This is a genomic window from Geitlerinema sp. PCC 9228, assembly GCF_001870905.1.
Lineage (GTDB): Bacteria > Cyanobacteriota > Cyanobacteriia > Cyanobacteriales > PCC-9228 > PCC-9228.
Genome location: NZ_LNDC01000043.1, coordinates 1 through 1,980, shown reverse-complemented (window position 1 = coordinate 1,980; position 1,980 = coordinate 1). Strand labels below are relative to the sequence as shown.

The 1,980-nt window shown below is 47.7% G+C and carries 2 protein-coding genes and 1 pseudogene; 1 reads left to right on the top strand and 2 read right to left on the bottom strand.

Annotated elements, in window-relative coordinates; translation table 11 throughout:
- Positions 1-27: 27 nt before the first annotated feature.
- Positions 28-147, top strand: coding sequence for an RRXRR domain-containing protein (locus AS151_RS23200; protein WP_139240473.1), 120 nt, complete (start codon positions 28-30; stop codon positions 145-147).
- A gap of 195 nt (positions 148-342) precedes the next feature.
- Here the strand turns inward: AS151_RS23200 and psb28 are convergent, their stop codons facing one another.
- Both psb28 and AS151_RS22705 read right to left on the bottom strand, forming a co-directional pair.
- Positions 343-675 carry a photosystem II reaction center protein Psb28 gene (gene psb28, locus AS151_RS02870; protein ID WP_071515566.1) on the bottom strand — a complete coding sequence of 111 codons (333 nt, stop codon included), beginning with the start codon at positions 673-675 and terminating at the stop codon, positions 343-345.
- A 265-nt stretch (positions 676-940) separates the two neighbouring features.
- A pseudogene (locus tag AS151_RS22705) lies at positions 941-1,131 on the bottom strand (zinc ribbon domain-containing protein); the annotation flags it as partial.
- Positions 1,132-1,980: the final 849 nt, after the last annotated feature.

Below are 1,980 nucleotides of genomic sequence, written 5' to 3'. Positions count from 1 at the left end.
ACCCGCAAACAGCGGAGTTCATACATTATGTATGCCTTGGTTCTCGATCGAAACAAAAAACCGCTAGACCCGACCCATCCCGCTAAAGCCAGAAAAATGCTAAAAGCAGTAAGTAGCAGAAAAACCAAGAAAAAAAAATCCCCCTGAGGGGTGGCAGGGGGAGGGGGGATCGAACTAGGAGTTTTCCTATTGCACTTTCTAGTGTAGGTGGTGGGGGCGTTAGAGAGCTTCAGCCATTTGACTGAAACCGTCTACGTCAAATGGCCGATATCTAGTTGCAAGCTTGACGTAGATCGTCGCGTAGAACCACCTATCTCCCCCCTCCATAACCAACGAACGGAACTAGGACTTGGTGAACCCGAGATTGTGTTCTTGGGCGTATCGTTCCATAAAACGCATAAATCGGTCCCATTCTTCAGTAGACCGAATGGGATAAATCGCCTCAATGGCTTGGAGTTGACCATTGACGAACTTTCCCTTGACCTCTTGGGTGTTCAACTCCCCTTCTTCGTCAATCAGATACATCCCGGTAATTTGCTCGTTGCCCTCATCAAAAGCTTTGGGATTTTCAAAATAGAAAATGGCTTTTCCGTTGGTACCGTCGCGCGATCGCGTCATGCGTACATCTGGTATCGATTCTTCGGTGATGCCTTTTATAAACTGAATTTCAGCCATGATTACTTCGCATACAGATTCTGTACATGGCCAGCTGGGAAACAGCTGCAAGCGATCCCGTACCGGCCAATATCCTCCGATCTTAACGGAAATTCCGCCGTTTTGAAAAAAGGTCCAACGGATTCAAACCGTGCGTTCGCTGCCTATAGCCGCAAGACCGAGCCGTGGTTGACACTCTCACGAATAGAATATCGTAAGATTCTCGCTTCATCAGGGTGCCTAGATAGATTAGCTATGCTAACCCATCTCCAGCGAACCGGGACCCTCAACGAGCATTTTTCCGCCCTGTAGTGGAAGTACCGGCGACAGCTCGATTCAAGACCCTTTGTGCTGCTGCCACGTCTCGATGGGTTCCCCTGCCGCAGTGGGAGCAGAAATGAGTCTTTGAGAAAGCGGCTTTTTCCCCGTATGGACACCACAATGGGGACAAATTTGACTGGTCTGTTTGGCCTCTACTGCAGGCTTATACCATTTCTAAAAAACGATGATTGTCTGGAATGGCTCAATTGCCCTGGTAGGGGCGCTCACGCGTTGCGGCCCTAATCAAGCGTTGCGCCCCTACAAAAATGCCTCTATTATCTCTTGCATATTATTAAGGAAATGGTATTAATATTTACCACGCGATGTATCAAGCGCCAACATCTGGAACCCTTTTTCTTTCGTTTAAGCTTTGGTTGCAGCCATTTCAGCTTGCCAGAAGCCTGCACGAACGATCGTGGGTGGTCAATCAATTCACCGTCGCTGGTAGCCAAATAGCTTTCTACCCGCTATCCAATCCTATACCATGACCGCTTATAGATGGTTGGGGAATTTTCACATCCGCTGGCACCGGATAAAATGATATAGTACTCGCTCGCTCTTTTTAGAATTTGTACCTGCTTAACCACAAAGCCATCACCGAAGGAAACGAGACTTGAAAAACCGTACTTTCCCAATTTTCGGAAAGTCGATTTGATTCCCTTCGATAACATTTTCCTTCACTTTGGGAAAAACAAAGGAGCGAAATCGTCCTTTTTGCTTGAAACAAGGAAAACCAAATCCCCCGTCGATACATGTCCACCCATGCAGTCTCCAAACATTTGAGTGCTTGTGCTGAGCTACGCCGAAGCATTTGCTGCCAGACTTTTGATTGGGGGATTTTTTTTAATTGGAAATAGTCTTTCTGGGCTGGTGTTAATGCCTTGGACTGACTGGCAGAGGTAGGGCGAGGGGTATTGGCAAGAATGACGTACTCGCCTCCCAGACGACAGGCGTTGACAGGCAATTTTCGGGATTTGAGCCCATCTTGGCGTTCTCTCAGCCCAT

Coding starts and splice junctions, on each gene's coding strand:
- AS151_RS23200 (WP_139240473.1), top strand. CDS start 28: ATGTATGCCTTGGTTCTCGATCGAAACAAAAAACCGCTAGACCCGACC.
- psb28 (WP_071515566.1), bottom strand. CDS start 675: ATGGCTGAAATTCAGTTTATAAAAGGCATCACCGAAGAATCGATACCA.